Genomic DNA, 23,139 nt, shown 5'->3' on the forward strand with positions numbered 1-23,139 from the left:
GGCGGATCGCGGGAGACGCTGGGGACGCGGGAGAACGGACCGCTACGGAGCCGACAGCGCCCGGCCCGGACGCGGGGGCCCCTCCTCGCAGGGGTGCGACCGCGTGGCCACCTCCGGGAGTAAATGTCGACTCATTCACAAGTCGTCTTACCTCCTTGGATGTGACCAGGACTTTATCGATAGGTCAGCGTGGCACCATGCCGACGGTTGGCGACTCTATGGCGTGTCACCGCTCCGCAGCAACACAATGCGCCGGACCCGGCCCGATGTGTCGGCAACGGAACACCGTTCTGTCAAGGGTGCGCGCCCCTTCGGACCGGCGGTGTCGCCGGAGTTCCGGGGGTGTGCGAATCGGTGGAAGCGTTGCGTTCGCGGCGAGTTGACCGCTCCATCGCCGGGCCGCACGCCGCCGCGCCCGCCGGAACACCACCGAACACACCACCGAACATGCCACCGGCCGGACCTCGCGGGGCAAGGTCCGGCCGGGTGGGCGATGTTGACGGCGGCGGGTTGACCCGCCCCGGGGCCGCAGGGGGGGTGCGGAACCCTCAGCCGAGCAGGGTGTGCAGGGGGGTCAGCGGCAGCCCGTGGGCCTCGGCGACCGGCCCGTACACGACCTGTCCGTCATGGGTGTTGAGGCCGAGCGCCAGCGCCGGGTCACGGCGGAGCGCCTCGGTCCAGCCCCGGTTGGCGAGTTCCACGATGTACGGGAGCGTCGCGTTGGTGAGCGCGTAGGTCGAGGTGTGCGGGACCGCGCCGGGCATGTTGGCGACGCAGTAGAAGACCGAGTCGTGGACGGTGAAGGTCGGCTCGGCGTGGGTGGTGGGACGCGAGTCCTCGAAGCAGCCGCCCTGGTCGATCGCGATGTCGACAAGGACACTTCCGGGCTTCATCTTGGCGACCAGCTCGTTGGTGACCAGCTTGGGGGCCTTGGCGCCGGGGATGAGCACCGCGCCGATGACCAGGTCGGCCTGGACGACGGCCTGCTCCAGCTCGAAGGCGTTGGAGACGATCGTCTGGACCTTGGTCCCGAAGACCTTGTCCGCCTCGCGCAGCTTGTGGATGTCCCGGTCGAGCAGGGTGACGTGGAAGCCCATGCCGACGGCTATCTGGGTGGCGCTCCAGCCGGAGACACCGGCGCCGATGACCACGGCGCGGCCCGCGTGGGTGCCCGGGACACCGCCGGGGAGGATGCCCCGGCCGCCGGCCGAGCGCATCAGGTGGTAGGCGCCGACCTGCGGGGCGAGCCGTCCCGCGACCTCGGACATCGGGGCGAGCAGCGGCAGGGCGCGGGTAGCGGTCTCGACCGTCTCATAGGCGATGGCGGTGGTGCCGGAGGCCACCAGGGCGTCGGTGCACTCACGGGAGGCCGCGAGGTGGAGGTAGGTGAAGAGGGTCTGGTCCTTGCGGAGGCGGTGGTACTCCTCGGCGATGGGCTCCTTGACCTTCAGCAGCAGGTCGGCGGTGGCCCAGACCTCGTCGGCGGTGGGCAGGATCCGGGCACCGGCGGCCAGGTACTCGTCGTCCGTGATCGAGGAGCCGACACCGGCGTGCTGCTCCACGAACACCTCATGGCCGTGGCGCACCAGCTCGTGCACACCGGCGGGGGTGATCGCCACCCGGAACTCGTTGTTCTTGACCTCGCGGGGGATGCCGACCTTCACGTCGATCACGGTCCTTGGCTCAGGGGATACAGGAGGGTTATTCCATACATACCCGGCAACGGGGGGCGCACCGGGAGACACCACGGAAAAGACGCGGTGGAGCCAGTCTAATGAAGGAGTACGCGCTGTCTAGCCTTGCAAACCACTAATCTTCAGCAAGGGCACTACGGATTTCGCAGGCAGAACCGCCTCTCCTGCCTTTCTCTGCCTCTCCGGACGTGCCGTCCGCGCCCCGACCGCCGGTGCGGTCGGCCGTGCGGGCCCGTCCCTTCGGCCCCGGGGCGGGCGCGGGATCCCCCGCCGCCCCGGCACTCCTTCCCGCCGGCCGGGCGCCCGGCCCCGCCGGGTCCGGCCGGGACGACCGGCTCCCCGGGTCGTCCGCTTCCGGCGCCTGCCGTCCGTCCGCCGACTCGTCCAGCATCCGCCGCGCGGTGCCGCGGTGCAGCCGGGCGGCGGCCGGGTCGCCGAGGCGCTCCCATGTATCTGCCAGGCGGAGCTGAAGCGCCGCTTGAAGCCGCAGGTCGCCGGAGCGGCGGGCCCACTCCACCGCCTGCCGGCAGGTCTGCACGGACTCCTCGGGGCGGCCCGCGTACTCCTGCACCCGGGCCACCTCGCTCAGCGCCCTCGCCTGCGAGGGGAGGTCCCCCACCCGGCGGTAGCCCGCGACCGAGGCCCGCCAGTGGCGCAGGGCCTCGCCGTAGCGGCCGGCATAGGTGTGGACGGTGCCGAGCCGCCCGTACAGCCGGGCCTCGTCGGCGCGCTCCCCCCGGGTCTGGCGCTCCACCAGCGCTCTGCCGTACCAGTCGGCGGCCCGGTTCCAGTCGCCCAGATCCTGGTGGGCGCCGCCTACGGATTCCATCGCCCTGCCGATCGCGTACGGGTCGCGGGCGAGGCGTCCGGCGTCCAGCGCGGCCCGGTAGCGGGTGAGCGCCTCCTCGGTACGGCCGGTCCCGGCGTCGAGGTCGCCCAGGTTGAGCAGGGCGGCGGCGGCCTCCCGGTGGAGCCCCCGGCGCTCGGCGACCGAGAGCACCAGACCGTGCAGGGTGTACAGCTCGGAGGCGGCGGCCTCGGTGCCCCGGTGCGCGGCGAGCGCCCGTACCAGCGCGGAGACCAGCCGCCGGGCCAGGGTGTCCAGCTCCCCGTCGGCGACGGCGACCCGGGCCGCGGCCAGCAGGGTGGACTGGCGGGACCGCAGCCACTCGGCGGCGGCCCGCGCGTCCGGGAAGCGCAGCCCGTTCGGCAGGGTGTCCAGCGCCTCCCGGGCCGGGGAGCCGGGCGGCTCGGTCACCCCCCGGCACGCCTGGAGCCTGCGGACGGTCCGCTCCAGCATCCGGGCGCGCGCCAGCCGGATCTCCTCGGGCCGGTCGGTGGTGCCGGCGGCGGCCCGCAGCAGCGGGGCCAGCGCGCCCGGCACCCGGTAGCGGTCCCCGTCCCGGTGGAGCAGGCCCCAGCCGGCGAGCCGCTCCAGCGTCTCCCCGGCCTGGGAGAGGGAGCAGCCGCCGAGGGAGGCCGCGGTGTGCTCGTCCACCAGGCCCCCGGGGGCGAGATGGCAGAGCCGCAGCAGCCGGGCGGCGGCGGCCGGCAGCGAGCCGTGGACCAGGTGGAAGGCGCGGACCAGCGGCCGGGCGACCCCGGGCGGCCCGTCGTCGCCGTCGCCGGACAGGGCCCGCAGCTGCCGGGTGGCGTCGGCGACGGAGAGGGCGGGCCGGGCGGCGAGCCAGCCGCCGACGAGGACCAGGGCGGCGGGCATTCCGCCGCACTCCTCGGCGACGGATTCCGCGGCCTGCGGGTCGACGGTGACCCGGACCGACCCGGCGTACCCGGTCAGCAGTTCGATCGCGGACTTGGGGTCCATCCCGCCGAGGGTGCAGGGGCGGACATCGGGGATCCCGGTGAGCGGTCCGCCGGAGACGGCGACCACCAGACAGCCGGGGGCGTCCGGGAGCACCGCGTCGACCTGCTCGGCGTCGGCGGCGTCATCGAGGAGGAGCAGCGCGCGGCGGCCGGTGAACGCCTTGCGGAGCAGATGGCTCAGCTCCTCCTCACCGGCGCCGGGCGGGCCCTCGATACCGAGGGTCTCCAGCAGCTCGCGGGCGGTCTCCTCGGGGGGCACCCGGCGGCCGTCGGGCTCGGTGAGCCGGGCCCGCAGGACTCCGTCCGGGTAGTCGGGGGCGATCCGTTCGACCAGCCGTTCGGCGAGCGCGGTCCGTCCGGAGCCGGGCCGCCCGGCGATCAGCAGCACCCGGGCGCGGGGCGCCTTGCGGCCCGCGATCGTGTCCAGACCGGCCCGTTCGATATCGGCGCGCAGGGAGTCCAACTCCCGCTGCCGACCGCAGAACTGGCCCCGGGCCGGGCCGGCCCGGCCGCCCGAGTCCACCGCCTGATCCGTCACGGGCCACGCTCCCGTCCAGTCCGTGCGTCCGTCGCGCCCGGCGGGATTCCGCTCGGACTCCGACGAGCGTAGTTCACTCTCTGCGACGGATCGGAAGGAACGTGTCCGTTATATCGCCTGATCGGATCAGTAGGATCGAAAGATCATCGCACTGATACGGCCATCCGGCCCAGCCGAAGGGCCCCCTGCGAAGGGTCCCATCCGAAGAGCCCCGGGGCTCGGGGCTCTTCGGATGGGAAGCGAAGCCGCTAGATGGTGAAGGGCTAGGCGGTGAAGGGCCGGGCCGGCCAGGGCGCGTCCGCCGGGCGCAGCGCGTCGAAGCCCTCGCCCGCGAGCGCGGCGGCCGCCGCGAGGACGCCCGTCACCAGGCAGGTGTTGTGCAGCTCCCCGGCGAGCGCGCCCCGTACCAGATCGGTCAGCGGCACCCGGGCCAGCTCCATGTCCGCCTCCTCCTCGGAGACGTCGTACCGCTCGCCCTCGGCCTCCGAGAGACCCCGGGCGAGGAAGATCCGTACCGCCTCGTCGCAGCCGCCGGGGGTGGTGTAGACATCGGTCAGCACCCGCCACTCGTCGGCCTTGACATGGGCCTCCTCGTACAGCTCCCGCTGGGCGGCGTGGAGCGGGTTCTCCCCCGGTACGTCGAGCAGCCCGGCGGGGATCTCCCAGAGCTTGTGGCGCACGGGGTGGCGGTACTGGCGCAGCACCACGGCCCGGCCCGAGGCGTCGAGGGCGAGCACCGCGACCGATCCGGGGTGCACCTGGTAGTCCCGGCGCACCACCTGGCCGTCGGGCATGACCACGTCGTCCGTGCGGACGCTGGTCTTGTTGCCCCGGAACGGTGTCGCGGTCGCGATGACCCGCCACTCCTCGGGGGTGTCCACCTTCGGTGCGGTCCTGTCCATGTGCGCTGTCCTCCCGCGAAAACGTCGACCGGGGTACATGTCGTCACTTGGACACGTACCCCGGTCAACGGTAACGCCTGGGGGTCACGGTCCCGGCGGGCGCGGTGCGCTCCGCCGGGGCCGTGCCCGCCGTCAGCTCGCGGTGCGACGCGCCACGGCCGCCTTCACCAGACCGGCGAAGAGGGGGTGCGGGCGGGTCGGGCGGGAGCGCAGCTCCGGGTGGGCCTGGGTGGCCACCAGGTAGGGGTGCACCTCGCGCGGGTACTCCACGTACTCGACCAGCTTGTTGTCGGGGCTGGTGCCGGAGAAGACGATGCCCGCCTTCTTCTCCAGCTCGGCACGGTAGGCGTTGTTCACCTCGTAGCGGTGGCGGTGGCGCTCCTCCACATACGGCTGGTCGTCGTAGACCTCGCGCACGATGGAGCCCTCGGCCAGCTTGGCCGGGTAGAGGCCGAGCCGCATGGTGCCGCCGAGGTCGCCCGCGCCCTCGACGTACGCCAGCTGCTCCTCCATGGTGGAGATCACCGGGTGGGCGGTGGCGGCGTCGAACTCGGTGGAGTTGGCCTCGGGGATCGCGGCGAGATTACGGGCCGCCTCGATCACGATGCACTGGAGGCCCAGGCAGAGCCCGAGCAGCGGGATCTTGTTCTCGCGGGCGTACTGGATCGCGCCGACCTTGCCGCTGACGCCCCGGTCGCCGAAGCCGCCGGGGATGCAGATGGCGTCCACGTCGGAGAGCTGGCGGGCGGCGCCGGCGGCCGTCTTGCAGTCGTCGGAGGTGACCCACTTGACCTTGACCCGGGCCCGGTTGGCGAAGCCGCCGGCGCGCAGCGCCTCGGTCACCGAGAGATAGGCGTCGGGGAGGTCGATGTACTTGCCGACCAGGGCGACGGTGACCTCGTGGGCCGGGTTGTGGACCCGGTCGAGGAGATCGTCCCAGGTCGACCAGTCGACATCGCGGAAGGGCAGGTCCAGCTTGCGGACGACATAGGCGTCCAGGCCCTCGGTGTGGAGCACCTTGGGGATGTCGTAGATCGACTTGGCGTCGATGGCGGCGACCACGGCGGCCTCGTCCACGTCGCACATCAGGGAGATCTTGCGCTTGATGGCGATGGGGACATCACGGTCGGCGCGGAGCACGATGGCGTCGGGCTGGATGCCGATGTTGCGCAGCGCGGCGACCGAGTGCTGGGTGGGCTTGGTCTTCAGCTCGCCGGAGGGGCCGATGTAGGGCAGCAGCGAGATGTGGACCACGAAGACGTTGTCCCGGCCGACCTCGTGGCGGACCTGGCGGACGGTCTCCAGGAAGGGCAGCGACTCGATGTCGCCGACGGTGCCGCCGACCTCGGTGATGACCACATCGACGTCGTCGGTGGCCATGCGCCGGATGCGGTGCTTGATCTCGTTGGTGATGTGCGGGATGACCTGGACGGTGTCGCCGAGGTACTCACCGCGCCGCTCCTTGGCGATCACCTGAGAGTAGACCTGCCCGGTGGTGACGTTCGCGGAGCCGTCGAGGTCGACGTCGAGGAAGCGCTCGTAGTGGCCGATGTCCAGGTCGGTCTCGGCGCCGTCGTTGGTGACGAACACCTCTCCGTGCTGGAACGGGTTCATCGTGCCCGGGTCGACATTGAGGTAGGGGTCGAGCTTCTGCATCGTGACCCGCAGTCCCCGCGCCTTGAGCAGGGCGCCCAGGCTGGAGGCCGTCAGGCCCTTGCCGAGGGAGGAGGCGACACCCCCGGTGACGAAGATGTGCTTGGTCGTCATGGATTTGGGCGGCATCGCCAAAGGGGGGCTCCCGTGGTCGCGAGGGTGAGAGAGAGGCTGCGTTCCGGCGGTCCTCCCCATCGGTCAGGGGGTGCCGTCGCTGCGGTTTCGGGGCTCCTGCGGGGGCGCAGGCATGCTCCGGTCCACGGGGTACCAGGGTATCAGCGACCGGAGGAGAGTGCTTCCGGCCACGCGCCATCACCTCCGTACGCGCCTGCGTACGCCTCTCACCAGGCGCTCACCCTTGGCTCACCCGTTCGGAGCAGACCGGTTGTCGAGACCGCCACGCGTGATGGCGTTGTGCGTCGTATCCTGCGGACACTTCGCTTTGCCGAAGGAACGCGCAGGGGTGCGCTCATTTGAGCAGGGTGCGGCGGGCGACGGGTGAAACAGGCCAAAAGCGATATCCCCGACATGAAACCGTGACCCAAGGCTCGTCGGCGACCCTTCGCAGTAAGCGCCCCGAGGGGCGGACGTGGCTGTTCGACTGGAGATGCACGTGGCCGGGCGCATCGAGGATTACGCACTCATCGGAGACATGCAGACGGCGGCGCTGGTCTGCCGTGACGGCACCGCCGACTGGCTGTGCCTGCCCCGCTTCGACTCGCAGGCCGTCTTTGCCGGGATCCTCGGCACCGACGAGCACGGATTCTGGCGGGTGGGCCCCGCCCACCCCGAGGGAACCGAGCCGCCGCCGGCCGACCGCCGGCGCTACCGCGGCGACACCCTGATCCTGGAGTCGGAGTGGGACACACCGCGCGGCACGGTCCGGGTGACCGACTTCATGCCGCCGCGCGACGGAGCACCGCAGCTGGTCAGGATCGTGGAAGGCGTCAGCGGGCGGGTGCCCGTGCGCTCCGCCCTGCGGATGCGCTTCAGCTACGGGCGGATCGTGCCCTGGGTCCACAAGGTCGACGGGCGCACCGTCGCCGTCGCCGGACCCGACTCGGTCTGGCTGGACACCGAAGCCGAGACCCATGGTGAGGAACTGACCACCTACTCCGACATCACCGTCGGCCCGGGGGACCGGGTCGCCTTCACCCTGAGCTGGCAGCCCTCGCACCACCGGCCCCCCGCGCTCCCCGAGCCCGAGGCGGCACTGACGGCGACCGAGGAGTTCTGGCGCGACTGGGTCGACCAATGTACGTACCACGGGCCCTATCGCGAGGCCGTGATCCGCTCCCTGATCACCCTCAAGGCCCTCACCTACGCCCCCACCGGAGGCATCGTCGCCGCCCCCACCACCTCCCTCCCGGAGGAGATCGGCGGCGTACGGAACTGGGACTACCGCTACACCTGGCTGCGCGACGCCGCCATCACCCTCTCCTCGCTGCTGCGCACCGGCTACCGCGACGAGGCCCGCGCCTGGCGCGAATGGCTGCTGCGGGCGGTCGCGGGCGACCCGGAGAACCTCCAGATCATGTACGGCATCGCCGGTGAGCGGGAACTCGGCGAGAACGAACTGGACTGGCTCCCCGGATACGAGAACTCCCGCCCGGTCCGCGTCGGCAACGGCGCCGCCCACCAGCTCCAGCTCGATGTCTACGGCGAGGTCACCGAGGCCCTGCACCTGGCCCATATGACCGGCCTCGCCCGCAGCGACTACGCGTCACTGCTCCAGCTCAGGCTGATCCAGTACCTGGAGCGGCACTGGATGGAACCCGACGAGGGCATCTGGGAGGTCCGCGGCCCCCGCCGGCACTTCGTCCATTCCAAGGTGATGGCCTGGGTCGCCGTCGACCGCACCATCAAGCTCATCGAGTCCGGCGACGCCGACGGCCCGCTGGAGCGCTGGCGGGAGATGCGCGACGACATCCACCGCGATGTCTGCGAGAAGGGCTACGACAAGGAACGCAACACCTTCACCCAGTCCTACGGCTCCCGGGAGCTGGACGCCTCCCTGCTGCTCATTCCGCAGATGGGCTTTCTGCCGCCGGACGACAAGCGGGTCATCGGCACCATCGAGGCGATCCAGCGGGAGCTGTCCACCGAGGACGGCTTCATCCTGCGGTACCCGACCGCCGGTGAGGACGCCGGGGTCGACGGGCTCGCGGGCGACGAGGGCGCCTTCCTCGCCTGCTCCTTCTGGATGGCCGACGACCTCGCGATGATCGGCCGCGTCGACGAGGCCCGCAAGCTCTTCGAACGGCTGCTCGCGCTCCGCAACGACCTCGGCCTGCTCGCCGAGGAATGGGATCCCAAACTCCAGCGCCAGGTGGGGAACTTCCCCCAGGCGTTCAGCCATGTCCCGCTGATCGACACCGCCCTGCGGCTGACCGCCTCGGGCGCCTACGGAGGCTGAGACCCCACCCGGTCGACCCTCCGGTACGGGGCGGGCCACACCCGCTCCCGTACCCCCGCCGTCCGCTCCGGCCCCGGACCACCGGCCGGAGCCCGCCGGAAACCGCCCCGGGCCCGCCACCGCAGGCCCGGCGCACCGCCCACCGCCCGCCACCGCAGGCCGGCGCACCACCCACCGGCCCGCCGTCGCAGGCCCGGCGCGCACCGCCCACCGCACGACCCGCCCCGGGGAACGCTGTAGCGTCCGAACCGTGGCGGGACCGGGCGGAGCACAAGGCGGCAGTTCAGTGGAGACCCCAGCAGAACCCCAGGGCGGCATCACCGTACGCCGGGCCCTCGAACTCCCCGGCCTGCGCGCCGGACTCCCCGAGGTCCTCGCCGGCGGCGAACGCCTCCACCGCACCGTGCGCTGGGTCCACGCGGGCGAGGTCCCCAACATCGCCTCCCTCCTCAAGGGCGGCGAACTCCTCCTCACCACCGGCATCGGCCTCGGCACCCGCCCCGCCGAACAGCGCGCCTTCGTCCGCCGCCTCGCGGACCGCGGCATCGCCGCGCTCGTCGTGGAGCTGGGCCCCCGCTTCGCCCGGCTGCCGCCCGCCCTCGTGGACACCGCCCGCGCCACCGGCCTCCCCCTGGTGCAGCTCCACCGCGAGGTCCCCTTCGTCTCCGTCACCGAGGAGATCCACACCGAGATCGTCAACGGCCACTACGCCCTGCTGCGCCGCGCCGAGGAAGTCCACCGGCGCTGCACCGAGGTCCTGCTCGACGGCGGCGGAGTCCCCCAGGTGCTGCGGATCCTCGCCGACTTCACCGGCGCCCCCGCCTTCCTGGAGACCCCCGGGGGACAGCTCCTGTACGCGGTGGGCACCGCCACCGCCGGGGCCGACCCGCTCCAGATCTGGGAGGGGCTGCGCGGCCGGCCCGCCGCCCGCGAGTCCCCGCCCGCCGGGACCGTACTGGTGGACATCCCCGGCGGCGGACAGGGCGCCGCCGCCGTCCGCGCCCGGCTGGTGCTGCCCGCCGTCGGCACCCCCCTGCTGACCGTGCACCGCATGGCCGCCGAGCGCGCCGCCGGACTCCTCGCCGTGGTCCTCATGCAGGCCCGCCAGGAGGAGGAGCTGGCCGCCCGCGGCCGGGGGGACTTCCTCACCGATCTCGCGGAGGGGCGGATCGCCGCCGACGCCGCCCCCGCCCAGGCCCGGGTCCTCGGCTTCCGGCCCGGCGAAGGACCGCTGCTCCCGGTCGTGATGCGGCTCGCCCCCTCCGCGCCGGGCGGCGACTGGGCATCGCTGGCCCGCGCCATGACCGATGAGCTGGCCGCCGTCGGGGTCCCCGCGCTGCTGGGCGTACGCCCCGTGGAGGGCCGGGTCCCGCTCCTCGTGGGACTGCGGACGGAGAGCGAACGGACCGCCGTCGCCGACCGGGTCGCCGGGGCGCTGCGGGCGGGGGTCGCCCGCGCCGGTCTGGAACGGCCCGGCACCCATCCCCCGGTCGTGGTCGTCGGCATGGCGGGCGGCTGGACGGCCGCATCCGCCGGGCTGCGGCACGCGGCGGAGGCGGCCACCGCCGCCCAGGGCCTGCCGGAGCGTCCCTGGTACGACGCCCGCCGCCTGGACACCGAACTCCTGCTGTGGCGGCTGCGCGACCACCCCGATCTGGCGGCCTTCGTGGACCGGGCGATCGGCCCCCTGCGGGACCACGACGCCACCGCGCGGCCACCGCTGCTGCCGACGCTGGAGAGCTATCTGACCCATGCGGGCCGCAAGGCCGAGACCGCTCGCGAGCTGCATCTGAACCGTCAGACCCTGTACAACCGGCTCGCCCGGATCTCCGAACTCCTCGGCACGGACCTGGACGACCCCCAGACCGTCCTCGCCCTCACCCTGGCCCTCCACGCCCGCCGCCACACCCCCTGACGGACCCGGCACACCGATGGGCCCGGCACACCGATGGACCCGGCCGCGGGCCGACGGATCACCCGGAGATCGGTTCCGCGCCGACGGATCAGCGGGAGATCAGTTCGTCGTACACACTCAGGACCTGGGCGACGGTCTCGTCCTCCGTCTGCCACCCCGCCGCCTGGCGGATCCCCCGGCGGACCAGGTCGGCACGGTGCCGGCGGTCGCCCAGCAGATCCGCCACCGCGACCGCCAGGGCGCCGCCGTCCCCGTACGGCACCAGCTCCGCCGCGTCGCCGACGAGTTCCGGAACGCCGCCGACGGCCGTGGCCACCAGCGGCACCCCCAGCCGCAGCGCCTCCTGCGCCAGCGGGGAACGCGCCTCCCAGCGGCTGGGCAGTACCGCGAGGTCCACCGCCAGCAGCAGCGCGGTGATGTCCGCACGCGCCCCCAGCAGCCGCACCGGCAGCTCCTCCGCCGCGATCCGGCGCTCCAGCGCCGCCCGTTCCCGTCCCTCGCCCACGATGACCACCAGCGGTACGGGGTCCAGCTCCCGCCAGAGGGCCGCCGCGTCCAGCAGCGTCCCGTACCCGCCGTCCGGTGTCAGACTCCCCACCGCCAGCACCACCGGCCGCTCCGGCGGCGCCAGCTCCCGCCGGGTCCGCGACCCCGCCACCGGCGGCTCCCCCGGGGACGACGGTACGGCGAGGGGCGCCAGCCGGGCATCGCGCGCACCCCGGGTACGGGCCCGGTCCACCAGCTCGGAACAGGTGCCCAGCACCACCGCCGCGGCCCGCGCCGCCCGGCGCTCCAGCATCCTCAGGACGCGGCCGCGCGCCCCGTCGTCCTGCGCCCGGGTGTGCCAGGTGACGACCAGCGGTATCCGCAGCCCGCTCAGGGCCAGCGCGCTGCGCACCGCCGCGTTCAACCCATGGGCGTGGACCAGGTCCGCACCCGCGCAGACCGCGCGCAGCGCCCCCACCGCCGTCGGATCGCCCCGCCGGGGCACCGGGGTGAAGGCGGCTCCGGCGGACGGGAAGTCATGGGCCCGGCCGAGTTCGGCCGGGGCGCACACAGTCACCCGCACGCCCCGTGCCACCAGCCCCGCGGCCAGTGACCGGACATGCGCGCTGCTGCCCGCGCTGCCGCCGCCCAGTACCTGGACCGTACGCAGCTGTGTCACCCGCCAAGGATGCCAGTCCGTACGCACGTTCCGGGACCGTCTTCCTGCGCGGCCTGGGACTCCGTACCACCCGTATCACCCACACGGGTGAGCGAGCACGGCCGGGCGGCCCCGCCGGCGATCCACGCGCACCCGCCCGAGCCCCCGCCGTGGCCCGTCAGCGCGGCGGGCAGCGCGGCGGTCAGCCGTCCGCGCGCGCCGCCGCGAGCAGCTCCTCCGCATGCGCCCGCGCGGTCTGCGAGTCCTCCTGCCCGGCGAGCATCCGGGACAGCTCCCGCACCCGGTCCTCGCCCTCCAGGACGGTCACCCCGCTCCGGGTCACCGAACCGTCGTTCGTCTTCTCCACCAGCAGCTGACGGTCGGCGAACGCCGCCACCTGCGGCAGATGCGTCACCACCACCACCTGCGCGGTCCGCGCCAGCTTCGCGAGACGCCGGCCGATCTCCACCGCCGCCCGGCCGCCGACCCCCGCGTCGACCTCGTCGAAGAGATACGTCGGCACCGGGTCGGTCCCGGCGAAGACCACCTCCACCGCCAGCATCACCCGGGACAGCTCACCCCCGGACGCGCCCTTGGCGATCGGCCGGGCCGGTGCCCCCGGATGCGGGGCGAGCAGCAGCTCGACCTCGTCCACCCCGTGCGGCCCGTACGCCACCGTCCGCCCGCCGACCTCGACCCCCTCGGGATCCTCGGTCCACCGGAGCGCGAACGACACCCGGGCGTGCGGCATCGCCAGCGACGCCAGCTCCGCCGTGACCGCGCCCGCGAACCGCTCCGCCGCCTCCGTACGGGCGTCGGTGAGCGTCCCCGCCAGCCCCGAAAGCTCCGCGCGCAGCGCGTCCCGCTCCCCGGCCAGCCCGTCGATACGGTCGTCGTCGCCGTCCAGCTCGGTCAGCCGGGCGGCGCCGTCCTCCGCCCAGCCGAGCACCTGGTCGATGTTCTCCCCGTACTTGCGGATCAGCCCGGTGAGCGCGGCACGGCGCTCCTCCACGACCGCCAGCCGCCGGGGGTCGGCGTCCAGTTGATCGGCGTACCCGGCGAGTTCGCCCGCCACATCGCCGAAGAGGATGGAGATCTCCCCCACCCGGTCGGCGAGGGCCGCCAGCACGGGATCGTGGGACCGTACCGCCTCCAGCGCCCGGCCCGCGCCCGCGACCAGCGTGGTCGCGTCGACGCCCTCCGGGTCCTCCGGGTCGCCCACCAGCGCGGTATGGGCGAGCGACGCGGCGGAGGACAGCGCCTCCGCATGGCCGAGCCGCTCCGCCTCGGCGGCCAGCTCCACATCCTCCCCGGCCCGGGGCGCGACCGAGGCGATCTCGTCCAGCCCGAAGCGGAGCAGATCCGCCTCCTGCGCCCGCTCCCGGGCCCGGGTGGTGATCGTGTCCAGCTCGGCGGTGACGGCCCGCAGCCGGCGGTACGCGGCCGTGTACCGCGTGAGCGGCCCGGCGACGGCCTCCCCGGCGTACCGGTCGAGCGCCGCCCGCTGCCGGGCGGGCCGCAACAGCCCCTGCTGGTCGGTCTGGCCGTGCACCGCGACCAGCTCGTCGGCGAGTTCCGCGAGCAGACCGACCGGGACCGCGCGACCGCCGACATGGGCCCGGGAACGGCCCTCCGCCGAGACGGTCCTGCTGATCAGCAGGGTGCCGTCCTCGCACTCGGCCCCCGCCTCCTCGGCCCGCAGCGCCGCCGGGGCGCCGGGGGGGACGGAGACCCGTCCCTCCACCACCGCCGACTTGGCGCCGATCCGCACCAGCGCCGGGTCGGCCCGGCCGCCGAGCAGCAGCCCCAGGCTGGTGACGACCATGGTCTTGCCCGCACCCGTCTCACCGGTCACCGCCGTGAAACCGGGGGACAGCTCGACGACAGCGTCATCGATGACCCCGAGCGACCGTATCCTCATCTCCTCCAACACGGACACGACCATACGAGGTTTCCGAGCCACGGCGCGACGCGGACCCGTCCGCCACGCCCGCGTTCCGCTCCCGGCGCCGGTGGGCGGGGCCGCCGCCGGGCAGAGATCACCCGAACCGCCGACCCCGTACCGGCCCCCTGTCCTCGTACCGACCCCCGGGTACGGGGACCTCCGCACCCGGCCGGGCTCAGCGCGGCGCGCCCCGCCAACCCGACACCGGCAGCGCGAACTTCGCCACCAGCCGGTCGGTGAACGACGCGTGATGCAGCCGGGCCAGCCGTACCGGGACAGCCCCGCGCCGCACCTCCACCCGCGCCCCCGGCGGCAGCTCCACCGTCCGGCGCCCGTCGCACCAGAGGACCCCGTGCGGGGTGTGCGGCTGCACCTCCACCGCCAGCACCGAGTTCGGCGAGGTCACCAGCGGCTTCGCGAAGAGCGCATGCGCGCTGATCGGCACCATCAGCAACGCCTCCACCTCCGGCCACACCACCGGACCGCCCGCCGAGAAGGCGTACGCCGTGGAACCCGTCGGCGTGGCACAGACGATGCCGTCGCAGCCGAACGCCGTCACCGGCCGCCCGTCCACCTCCAGCACCGCCTCCAGCATCCGCTCCGGGGACACCTTCTGCACCGCGGCCTCGTTCAGCGCCCAGTCCCGGTGGACGACATCGCCATTGCTGCGCACCAGCACATCGATGGTCATCCGCTCCTCGACCTCGTACGCCCGGGTCACCACCCGGTCGACCACCTTGTCGAGGTCATCGCGCTCGGCCTCGGCCAGAAAGCCGACCCGCCCCAGATTGACGCCGAGCATCGGCACCCCCGAGGCACGGGCGAAGGCCGCCCCGCGCAACAGGGTGCCGTCACCCCCGAGGACGATCAGGAGCTCACAGCCCTCCAGAACATCGGGCGTGGCCTCCGGCACGGTCTCCACCGACGGCGGAAGCGGCAGATCCGCCGCCTCCGACCGCAGCACCCGCACCTTGAGGCCGCACCGCAACAGCCCCTGGACAACCAGTTCGGCGCTGCGGATCGCCGCCGGACGGCCGGTGTGCGCGAGGAGGAAGACCCTGCGCTCCGCCGCATTTCCTGATGTGGTCAACGAGGTCCCTCCGCCACTGCTCGATCGACATCCGCCGGGTCGAGTTCGGGTGCCCCGGCCCTGAGCCAGAGAAAGTATTCGACGTTTCCGGACGGTCCGGGGAGCGGGCTGGCGGTGACTCCCACCACACCGAGGCCCAGCTCCGCCGCGCGCGCGGCCACCGTACGCACCGCCTCCTTGCGCAGTTCGGGGCTGCGCACCACACCGCCGCTGCCCAGCCGGTCCTTGCCCACCTCGAACTGCGGCTTCACCATCAGCACCAGATCGGCGCCGGGCGCGGCGCAGCGGACCAGCGCGGGCAGCACCAGACCCAGCGGAATGAAGGAGAGATCACCCACCACCAGATCGACCGGCTCGCCGTCGATCGCCTCCAGGGTCAGCTCCCGGACATTGGTCCGGTCCTTGACGGTGACCCGGTCATCGCTCCGGAGCGACCAGGCGAGCAGCCCGTAGCCGACATCGACCGCGACCACCTGGGCGGCGCCCGCGCGCAGCAGCACATCGGTGAAACCACCGGTCGAGGCGCCCGCGTCCAGCGCCCGCCGGCCCTCCACCCGCAGCCCGAGCGGGACGAAGGCGGCCAGCGCGCCCGCGAGCTTGTGGCCGCCGCGCGAGACATAGTCGGGGTCGTCGGCGTCGTCGGCGACCACGATGGCCGCGTCCATACCGACCTGGGTGGCCGACTTGGCGGCGACGGCCCCGCCGACGCTCACCCGCCCGGCGGCGATCAGCTGCGCCGCGTGCTCACGGGAGCGCGCGAGACTGCGGCGTACCAGTTCGGCGTCGAGACGGCGGCGGGCGGCTCCTGCCACGTGCGGTTCAGCTCCTGAGGTCGTACGGGGGTGACGGCGCCGGGCCCAGGGGGGCGGGCACGGATCCGGGGGGTGCGTCCAGCGCGTCGAGCGCCTCGCGCAGCTCCCGGTGTACATCCTCGTACACCTCGGGGTGTCCCTCCGCCGGGAGGTGGTCGGCGTCGGCCAGCCGCTCCAGCGCGGCGTCGACCCGGGGGTCGCCGGTGGGGGCGATCACCACACCGAGCGGCGCGGGCTCCTCCGGGGCGGCGGCCTCCCCGGACCCCACCGCGACCGGTGGATCCGGCCGTACCGCGACCGGGGAATCCGGAATGTCCGGCTCAGCCACAGGTGCGGGCACCGCTCCCGGCATCACATCGTCCATGCCCTGACGCTACCGCGAAGCACTGCGGTACCGTCGATCACGATGGCGACAAAGGAAGAGTGCCGCGAAGCGCTCAAGCGACTCAGTGACAAACTCACCCGTGCGGACGGGGATGTGCGCGGCACGGTCTCCTTCGACCGTTCACTCAGCTGCCACATCAAGGACCTGGACCTCACCTTCACCGGGCGGCTCAAGGACGGCACCATCACGGTGCAGGACACCCTGGCCGGCCCGCCCCGGGAGAAGGCACAGATCCGGCTGGCGATGACCGGGGACGACCTGGTCGCCCTGGTCGACGGGGAGATCGACTTCGCCCGCTCCTGGGCGACCGGCCGGGTGCGCCTGGAGGCCGGCTTCCGCGATCTGGTCCGGCTCCGCTCCCTGCTCTGAGGCCGGAGGGCTCCCGGGCCCCGACACCGGGGCCCCGGCCCCCGAGGCTTCCGGAGGCCCCGGGAGCCTCCAGGATCAGAGCGACTCGGCGACACCCTCCTGCGCGGGGACACTCCCCTGCCGGGCCGCACCCTGCTTGCGCCGCGCCACCGGCACCACCAGCGGCGTACCCGACTCCGGATCAGCGATGACCTGGCTGCGCACCCCGAAGACGCGCTCCACCAGCTCCGCCGTCACCACCTCCGACGGCGGGCCCTCGGCGACCACCTTGCCGTCGTGCAGCGCGATCAGATGCGTGGCGTAACGGGCCGCCTGATTGAGGTCGTGCAGGACCGCCACCAGCGTCCGCCCCTGGGTCTCGTGCAGCTCCGCGCAGAGATCCAGCACTTCGAGCTGGTGCTGGATGTCGAGGAAGGTCGTCGGCTCGTCCAGCAGCAGCAGCGGCGTCTGCTGGGCCAGCGCCATCGCGATCCACACCCGCTGCCGCTGCCCGCCGGACAGCTCGTCCACATAGCGCTCCGCCAGCGCGCTCACCCCGGTCGCCTCCATGGACTCCCGGACGATCCGCTCGTCCTCCGGGGACCACTGCCGCAGCAGCCCCTGATGCGGAAAGCGCCCCCGGGCCACCAGATCCGCCACGGTGATCCCGTCGGGCGCGATCGAGGACTGCGGCAGCAGCCCCAGCGTCCGCGCCACCTTCTTCGCGGGCATCGAGTGAATGGTCTGCCCGTCCAGCAGCACCCGGCCCTCGCTGGGCTTCAGCATCCGCGACAGCGCCCGCAACAGCGTCGACTTGCCACAGGCGTTGGGGCCCACGATCACCGTGAAGGAGTTGTCCGGTATCTCCACCGACAGCTTCTCGGCGATGATCCGCTGATCGTAGGCGAGGGTGATCGATTCCGCGGTAAGACGCTGCATCGTGGTGGTGCTCCTGGATCGTGGGCCACGCGTCGTGGGTCGCGTGCCATCGTGGGCCGCGTTTCCGGGGCACGGGCACGCGGGTTCGGACACCTGCGCACGGACGGGTGCACGGTCGACCGGCACGAGGTTAGGTCAGCCTATCCTTTGCCCGCCCTCCGCCGGTCCCCCGCCGGTCCCACCGGCCCTGCCGGTCCCACGGACCACGCCGGCCCGCGCCTCACAGCCCCAGCCGGGACAGCTCCTTCCCCGCGTCCAGACCGCAGACCCCGTCCCCCGCGTACGACCACGCCGCCGCACACAGCGCCCGCAGCCCGTCCATCGGCTCCCCCGCACCCTCCAGCGAGAACGCCGACCCGTCCACCACCGACGCGGTCCACCCCCCGCACACGAACCCATCGCCACCGGCCGCCACTTCCGGCTGCCCGCGCAACAGACCCCGCAGATCCGCGTCCACATAGGTCGGCCGGTGCTCGGGCGCCGCCGCCAGCAGCCGCGCCCCGTCCGTCACCCCCGTCAGCACCAGCAACGAATCCACCCCGCCGTTGAAGGCACCCTCGATATCGGTGTCCAGCCGGTCCCCCACCACCAGCGGAGTCCGCGCACCCGTCCGCAGAATCGTCTCCCGGTGCATCGGCGGCAACGGCTTCCCCGCCACCTGCGGCTCGGCCCCCGTCGCGATCCGCACCACCTCCACCGCCGCGCCATTGCCCGGAGCGATCCCCCGAGCACTCGGAATCGTCAGATCCGTATTGGAGGCGAACCACGGCACCCCGCGCGCGATGGCATAACACGCCTCCGCGAACCGGCCCCACGGCAACTCGGGCCCGCCGTACCCCTGCACCACCGCCGCCGGGGAGTCCTCCGCCGAATCCACCGGCACCAGACCCCGCTCCCGCAGCGCGACCCGCAACCCCTCACCACCGATCACCAGCACCCGCGAGCCCGCCGGCACCTGCTCCGCGATCAGCCGGGCCACCGCCTGCGCCGAGTTGATGACCTCCGCCGCCTCCGCCGGCACCCCCAGCTCGGTGATATGCGCCGCCACCACCTCCGGCGGCCGCAGCGCGTTGTTGGTCACATACGCCAGCCGCATCCCCCCGGCCCGCGCCGCCAGCAACGACTCGACGGCATGATCGATCGCCTCACCACCCGCGTACACCACACCGTCCAGATCCAGCAACGCGGTGTCGTACGCCTCGCTCAGCACCCGCCGGCTCGTCCCCGGCCGGGTCCTGGGCCCGCTCCCCTGATTCATCGGTCTCGCCTCTCCCTCGCCTGCACTCCCCCGATCATCGCCCATCCCCACCCCCGCATACGATGCACGGATGAACTGCGAAGGTCCCGCGGCCAATGAAGGCCTGCGCCTGCTGCCCTTCCGTGGACTGCGCTATGTCACCGAACGGGTCGGCCCGCTCGCCGCCGTGACCTCACCCCCGTACGACGTCGTCGTCCGGCCCGACGGGCTCGTCCAGCTCGAATCGGCCCACCCCCACAACATCGTCCGGCTGATCCTCCCGCAGGCCGCCGCCCCCGCCGACGGCCACCGCAAGGCCGCCGACGCCCTCGCCCGCTGGCTCGACCAGGGCATCCTCGCCCAGGACCCCCGACCCGCCCTGTACGTCTACGAACAGCGCCACGCCGACACCGTCCAGCGCGGCGTCATCGGCGCCCTCGCCCTCTCCGAACCCACCGACGGAGTCGTCCTCCCCCACGAGGACGTGATGCCCGAGGTCGTCGCCGAACGCGCCGCCCTCATGCGCACCACCGCCGCCAACCTCGAACCCCTGCTGCTCACCTACCGGGGCGACGGCCGCGGCGGCGGCACCGCGGCCGTCATCGAGCGGACCGTACCCCGCCCCCCGCTGCTCGCCACCACCACCGAGGACGGCGTCCGCCACCGCCTCTGGGCCGTCACCGACACCGACGACCTGGCGGCCGTCGACAGCGACCTCGCCGGCCACCAGGCCCTGATCGCCGACGGCCACCACCGCTGGGCCACCTATCTGCGGCTGCGCGCCGAGCACCCGGACCCAGGCCCCTGGAACTACGGCCTGGTCCTGCTCGTGGACACCACCCGGTATCCGCTGCGGGTCCGCGCCATCCACCGGCTGCTGCACCGGCTGCCCGTCGCCGACGCCCTCGCCGCCCTCGGCGACTCCTTCCGCGTACGGCGGCTCGCCGCCCCGCTCCCCGAGGCCCTCGACAAGCTGGCGGCGGCGAGCGCCGAGGGCAACGCCTTCCTCCTCGCCGGGGGCGGCACCCTCCATCTGGTCGACCACCCCGACCCCGGGCTGCTCTCCCGCACCGTGCGCGGCGACCGGCCGGAGGCCTGGCGCACCCTGGACGCGACCGTGCTCCACGCCACCCTCATCGACCATGTGTGGGGCCTTCCGGACACCCCCGACCACATCGCGTACATCCACCACACCGACGCGGCCGTGGAACAGGCGGAACGCCACGGCGGTACGGCGGTACTGCTCCACCCGGTACGGGAGGACGTGGTCCGGGAACTGGCCCGCGAGGGGGTCACGATGCCCCGGAAGTCGACCTCGTTCGGCCCCAAGCCGGCGACGGGGCTGGTGCTCCGCAGCCTGGACCGGGAGTGAGCCGGACACTGGACCGGACACCGGACCGGACATGAAAGCCGGGTAGGGAAACCGGGCATGAAAAAGGGCGGCCTCCTCGGGAGACCGCCCTTTTCTGTGTACGTGGTACGCGCGCCGCTACCGCTTACGCGTCCTTGCCGTCCTCGGCATCCTTGCTGTCCTGGCCGTCCTGGCCGTCCTGGCCGTCCTCGGTCACCGGCACGGTCGCATCGGCGACCTCGTCGGTCCCGTCCGCCTCGACGGCCACGTCGGTCGCCTCGGCCACCGGCTCGGCCGCGATGTCGTTGCCCTCGACAGCCAGGTCGTCCTGGTCGTCCTGGTCCGCCTCGACGCCCTCGGCATCGTCGGTGTCCTGGGTCTCCGCAGCCTCGTCGGCCTCGTCGATCCCGTCCGCCTCAGGGGCGTCCACGACCTCCACGACCTCGTCGGTCTCGACAGCCTCGGCCGTCTCGTCGAACGCGTCGACGAACTCGATGCCGTCCATCTCCGCCAGCCGGTCCGACGCGTCGGTCAGACCGTCCTTGTCCGCCTCCAGCGCCTTGCCGAACCACTCGCGCGCCTTGTCCTCACGGCCGGCGGCAAGCAGCGCGTCGGCGTAGGCGTACCGCAGTCGCGCGGTCCAGGGCTGGACGGAGTTGGAGGCCAGCTCCGGGCTCTGGAGGGTCACGATGGCGGCGTCGAGCTGCCCCATGTCCCGCCGGGCACCCGCCGCGACCAGACGCATCTCCACCTGGCCCGCCTTGTCGAGCTTCTGGACCTCGGCCTCGCCGGCCATGGCCAGCGCCCGCTCGGGACGGCCCAGGCCACGCTCGCAGTCGGCCATGACGGGCCACAGCTCGACCCCACCGGTCATCCGCCGCGCCGCGCGGAACTCCGCCAGCGCCTCGGTGTACCGCTGGGTCGCGTACGCGGCGAAGCCGGCGGCCTCACGGACGGCGGCGACACGGGAGGCGAGTCGCAGCGCGACCCGGGAGTAGCCGTACGCCTCCTCCGGCTCCTCGTCGATCAGCCGGGCGACCATGACGAGATTCCGGGCCACGTCCTCGGCGAGACCCTTCGGCAGGCTCATCAGCTCCTGACGGACATCCTGGTCGATCTCGTCGCCCGTGACGTCCTCCGGGATCGGCAGCCGCCTGATGGGCTCACGATCCGGGCGGTCGCGGTCGTCGCGGCGGCCGTAGCCACCCCGGTCGTCACGCCGGTCGTCGCCCCGGAAGCCACCGGGGCGCCCGCCCCGGTCGTCACGGCGCGGGCCACGGTCGTCACGGGAGCCCCGGTACCCACCACGGTCGTCATCGCGACGGAACGAGGGACGCTCGTCACGACGGTCACCACCACGGTCATCCCGGCGGTCGTCGCGGCGGAACGGCGGACGGTCCCCACCCGGACGGTCGTCACGGCGGAACGACGGGCGGTCGCCACCACGGTCGTCGCGGCGCGGGCCACGGTCGTCACGACGGTCGTCACGGCGGAAACCGCCACGGTCGTCGTCACGGCGGAACGAGGGACGGTCGCCGCCCCGGTCGCTGCCACGGTCGTCGCGGCGGAACGGCGGACGGTCACCGCCCGGACGGTCATCACGGCGGTCGTCACGACGGCCGTAGCCACCGCCACCACCGGAGGGACGACCACCACGGTCATCACGACGATCATCACGACGGAAACCACCACGGTCGTCATCGCGACGGAACGAGGGACGCTCGTCACGACGGTCACCACCGCGATCGTCACGGCGGTCGTCGCGGCGGAACGGCGGACGGTCCCCACCCGGACGGTCGTCACGGCGGAACGACGGGCGGTCGCCACCACGGTCGTCGCGGCGCGGGCCACGGTCGTCACGACGGTCGTCACGGCGGAAACCACCGCGATCGTCGTCGCGACGGAACGAGGGACGGTCGCCGCCCCGGTCGCTGCCACGGTCGTCGCGGCGGAACGGCGGACGATCCCCACCCGGACGGTCCCCACCACGGTCGTCACGACGGCCGTAGCCACCGCCACCACCCGAGGGACGACCACCACGGTCATCACGACGATCATCCCGACGGAAACCACCACGGTCGTCATCGCGACGGAACGAGGGACGGTCGCCACCCCGGTCACTGCCACGGTCATCGCGGCGGAACGGCGGACGATCCCCACCCGGACGGTCATCACGGCGGTCGTCACGACGGAAACCGCCCTGACGGTCATCGCGACGGAAACCACCGGGACGGTCGCCGCCCTGACGGTCGTCGCGGCGCGGGCCACGGTCGTCACGGCGGTCGTCACGACGGAAACCACCGCGATCGTCGTCACGACGGAACGACGGACGGTCATCACGGCGACCGTAGCCACCGCCACCGCCACCACCGCCGGTGGGACGACCACCACGGTCGTCACGCGGACCCCGGTACCCACCACGGTCGTCATCACGACGGGGGCCACGGAATCCGCCCCGGTCACCGCCGTCCCTACGGCGCGGCTCGCGCTCCGAACGGTCGTCGGGAGAGTTGGTGGGCATCGTGGTGACTCCTGTCTTGAGGTACTGCGATCATTCTCGCGCAGCCGGCCCCCGGACGCGCTTCGGCAAAGAAAAACAAAAAGGACCCGTGGTCCAGCGTGAACGCTGGACCACGGGTCCTTGAATAATTGTTCGGCGGCGTCCTACTCTCCCACAGGGTCCCCCCTGCAGTACCATCGGCGCTGAAAGGCTTAGCTTCCGGGTTCGAAATGTAACCGGGCGTTTCCCTAACGCTATAACCACCGAAACCCTATTGGTTTCGAGCGAACAAGCACACTCTTCAATTAAGTGGGTTCTACTGAAACCGACAACGGTCGTTGTCTCAGAACTAACACAGTGGACGCGAGCAACTGAGGACAAGCCCTCGGCCTATTAGTACCAGTCAACTCCACCGGTCACCCGGCTTCCATATCTGGCCTATCAAC

17 protein-coding genes and 1 rRNA gene are annotated in these 23,139 nt (G+C 73.0%); 4 read left to right on the forward strand and 14 right to left on the reverse strand.

Annotated features, from left to right (window positions below; genetic code table 11):
• Positions 1-548: 548 nt before the first annotated feature.
• The 4 genes from ald to pyrG form a co-directional block, all read right to left on the reverse strand.
• Complete coding sequence (gene ald / locus ABT354_RS23890; RefSeq protein WP_351497142.1) at positions 549-1,664, reverse strand: alanine dehydrogenase; 1,116 nt, start codon at positions 1,662-1,664, stop codon at positions 549-551.
• 145 nt (positions 1,665-1,809) lie between these two features.
• Positions 1,810-4,056, reverse strand: coding sequence for a tetratricopeptide repeat protein (locus ABT354_RS23895; RefSeq protein ID WP_351497094.1), 2,247 nt, complete (start codon positions 4,054-4,056; stop codon positions 1,810-1,812).
• Positions 4,057-4,319: 263 nt separating this feature from the next.
• Positions 4,320-4,958: an NUDIX domain-containing protein gene (locus ABT354_RS23900; protein WP_351497096.1), complete on the reverse strand. Its 639-nt coding sequence runs from the start codon at positions 4,956-4,958 to the stop codon at positions 4,320-4,322.
• A gap of 132 nt (positions 4,959-5,090) precedes the next feature.
• Positions 5,091-6,740, reverse strand: a complete 1,650-nt coding sequence (gene pyrG / locus ABT354_RS23905) for a CTP synthase (RefSeq protein ID WP_351497097.1) — start codon at positions 6,738-6,740, stop codon at positions 5,091-5,093.
• 484 nt (positions 6,741-7,224) lie between these two features.
• On the opposite strand from pyrG, the gene ABT354_RS23910 reads away from it, so the two are divergent.
• The gene (locus tag ABT354_RS23910; RefSeq protein ID WP_351497144.1) at positions 7,225-9,027 is read left to right on the forward strand and encodes a glycoside hydrolase family 15 protein; all 1,803 of its coding nucleotides are present in this window, start codon (positions 7,225-7,227) and stop codon (positions 9,025-9,027) included.
• Between the two features lie 286 nt (positions 9,028-9,313).
• The gene (locus ABT354_RS23915) at positions 9,314-10,942 is read left to right on the forward strand and encodes a PucR family transcriptional regulator (RefSeq protein WP_351497099.1); all 1,629 of its coding nucleotides are present in this window, start codon (positions 9,314-9,316) and stop codon (positions 10,940-10,942) included.
• Positions 10,943-11,030: 88 nt separating this feature from the next.
• Here the strand turns inward: ABT354_RS23915 and ABT354_RS23920 are convergent, their stop codons facing one another.
• The 5 genes from ABT354_RS23920 to ABT354_RS23940 all read right to left on the reverse strand — a co-directional run bounded on the left by ABT354_RS23920 (position 11,031) and on the right by ABT354_RS23940 (position 16,297).
• A complete protein-coding gene (locus ABT354_RS23920; protein WP_351497101.1) occupies positions 11,031-12,107 on the reverse strand; it encodes a glycosyltransferase family 4 protein in 1,077 nt (358 codons plus the stop codon).
• Positions 12,108-12,288: 181 nt separating this feature from the next.
• On the reverse strand, positions 12,289-14,031 hold the full coding sequence (gene recN / locus ABT354_RS23925; RefSeq protein ID WP_351497103.1) for a DNA repair protein RecN: 1,743 nt from the start codon (positions 14,029-14,031) through the stop codon (positions 12,289-12,291).
• Between the two features lie 175 nt (positions 14,032-14,206).
• Positions 14,207-15,121 (reverse strand): NAD kinase, encoded by a 915-nt coding sequence (locus ABT354_RS23930; RefSeq protein ID WP_351497105.1) that lies wholly within the window; start codon positions 15,119-15,121, stop codon positions 14,207-14,209.
• A complete protein-coding gene (locus ABT354_RS23935; protein WP_351497107.1) occupies positions 15,118-15,933 on the reverse strand; it encodes a TlyA family RNA methyltransferase in 816 nt (271 codons plus the stop codon). Before ABT354_RS23935 ends, ABT354_RS23930 begins: the two co-directional genes overlap by 4 nt.
• A gap of 7 nt (positions 15,934-15,940) precedes the next feature.
• Positions 15,941-16,297, reverse strand: coding sequence for a hypothetical protein (locus ABT354_RS23940; protein WP_351497109.1), 357 nt, complete (start codon positions 16,295-16,297; stop codon positions 15,941-15,943).
• 42 nt (positions 16,298-16,339) lie between these two features.
• On the opposite strand from ABT354_RS23940, the gene ABT354_RS23945 reads away from it, so the two are divergent.
• Positions 16,340-16,687: an SCP2 sterol-binding domain-containing protein gene (locus tag ABT354_RS23945; protein WP_351497111.1), complete on the forward strand. Its 348-nt coding sequence runs from the start codon at positions 16,340-16,342 to the stop codon at positions 16,685-16,687.
• 75 nt (positions 16,688-16,762) lie between these two features.
• Here ABT354_RS23945 and ABT354_RS23950 read toward each other — a convergent pair whose 3' ends face one another.
• Complete coding sequence (locus ABT354_RS23950; RefSeq protein WP_351497112.1) at positions 16,763-17,605, reverse strand: ABC transporter ATP-binding protein; 843 nt, start codon at positions 17,603-17,605, stop codon at positions 16,763-16,765.
• Between the two features lie 220 nt (positions 17,606-17,825).
• Positions 17,826-18,863, reverse strand: coding sequence for an HAD hydrolase-like protein (locus ABT354_RS23955; protein WP_351497114.1), 1,038 nt, complete (start codon positions 18,861-18,863; stop codon positions 17,826-17,828).
• A 70-nt stretch (positions 18,864-18,933) separates the two neighbouring features.
• On the opposite strand from ABT354_RS23955, the gene ABT354_RS23960 reads away from it, so the two are divergent.
• Positions 18,934-20,214, forward strand: coding sequence for a DUF1015 domain-containing protein (locus tag ABT354_RS23960; protein WP_351497116.1), 1,281 nt, complete (start codon positions 18,934-18,936; stop codon positions 20,212-20,214).
• Between the two features lie 124 nt (positions 20,215-20,338).
• Here the strand turns inward: ABT354_RS23960 and ABT354_RS23965 are convergent, their stop codons facing one another.
• The 3 genes from ABT354_RS23965 to rrf form a co-directional block, all read right to left on the reverse strand.
• The gene (locus tag ABT354_RS23965) at positions 20,339-21,283 is read right to left on the reverse strand and encodes a tetratricopeptide repeat protein (protein WP_351497118.1); all 945 of its coding nucleotides are present in this window, start codon (positions 21,281-21,283) and stop codon (positions 20,339-20,341) included.
• Positions 21,283-22,593: a hypothetical protein gene (locus ABT354_RS23970; RefSeq protein WP_351497120.1), complete on the reverse strand. Its 1,311-nt coding sequence runs from the start codon at positions 22,591-22,593 to the stop codon at positions 21,283-21,285. The genes ABT354_RS23965 and ABT354_RS23970 overlap by 1 nt, the downstream gene beginning before the upstream one ends.
• 251 nt (positions 22,594-22,844) lie before the next feature.
• Positions 22,845-22,961 (reverse strand): 5S ribosomal RNA (gene rrf, locus ABT354_RS23975).
• Positions 22,962-23,139: the final 178 nt, after the last annotated feature.

It is taken from the genome of Streptomyces sp. NPDC000594 (assembly GCF_040299965.1).
Taxonomy (GTDB): domain Bacteria; phylum Actinomycetota; class Actinomycetes; order Streptomycetales; family Streptomycetaceae; genus Streptomyces.